Origin of the sequence: Ligilactobacillus acidipiscis DSM 15836, from assembly GCF_001435755.1 — a bacterium.
In the GTDB taxonomy this organism is placed as follows: Bacteria; Bacillota; Bacilli; order Lactobacillales; family Lactobacillaceae; genus Ligilactobacillus; species Ligilactobacillus acidipiscis.
The window spans coordinates 1-617 of the sequence record NZ_AZFI01000344.1 but is presented as its reverse complement, the minus strand read 5'-3'; the positions used below and the strand labels follow the sequence as shown (position 1 = coordinate 617).

The following is a 617-nucleotide window of genomic DNA, read 5'->3' as shown; positions in this document are numbered from 1 at the left end:
CTTACTTAAGTAGTTTTCAGACGGACCCTAGTATTCCTAAAAGAAATGCTCCACTTAGATTGATAAGTAAGGTGGCCCAAGGAAAAATTTGCTTAGTGTGTTGTTTGATCATAGTAGTTACTAGAAAGCGGAGACTAGCGCCCAAGCCTGCGCTAAGGCCAATTAGAATTAAGCTCATTCTTGGTGCTCCTTTCTTTTAAACAGGTGGTTAGCTACAGTGAAACCCAGCCATGCTGCCAAGTATCCGCCGAAAATTGAAAAAAGTAAATAAAGGCTGGCCGGCAACAAATTATGAGTGAGTATAGCCTGATCAAAATCGTTACAAAATGAGGAAAAGGTGGTGAATGCGCCAATGAAACCTGTACCTATTCCAGCATTCATCCAACCAGAAAGCAGATTATGTTCGATAACATAGTAGGTCAAAAAAGAGAGTAAAAAACATCCGATAATATTGATCAATAATGTAGTTTGTTTGCCGGGAAACAGTAAAGTCAGACCATAGCGGCTAAGACTGCCAAGAGAGCCAAAGAAAAAAATACTAAGTAGGTCTTTGAATTTCATGTTTTAATATGCCTCCTTGTTTAACAACTTGAAATGTCAAATTAAGTTAGAAATAA

2 protein-coding genes are annotated in these 617 nt (G+C 38.1%); both read right to left on the bottom strand.

Going from position 1 to position 617, the window contains the following annotated elements; translation table 11 throughout:
- Positions 1–16: 16 nt before the first annotated feature.
- Positions 17–178, bottom strand: a complete 162-nt coding sequence (locus FC65_RS12870; protein WP_162257071.1) for a CrcB family protein — start codon at positions 176–178, stop codon at positions 17–19.
- A complete protein-coding gene (locus tag FC65_RS11045; RefSeq protein WP_010495944.1) occupies positions 175–561 on the bottom strand; it encodes a fluoride efflux transporter FluC in 387 nt (128 codons plus the stop codon). The genes FC65_RS12870 and FC65_RS11045 overlap by 4 nt, the downstream gene beginning before the upstream one ends.
- Between the last annotated feature and the right edge of the window lie 56 nt (positions 562–617).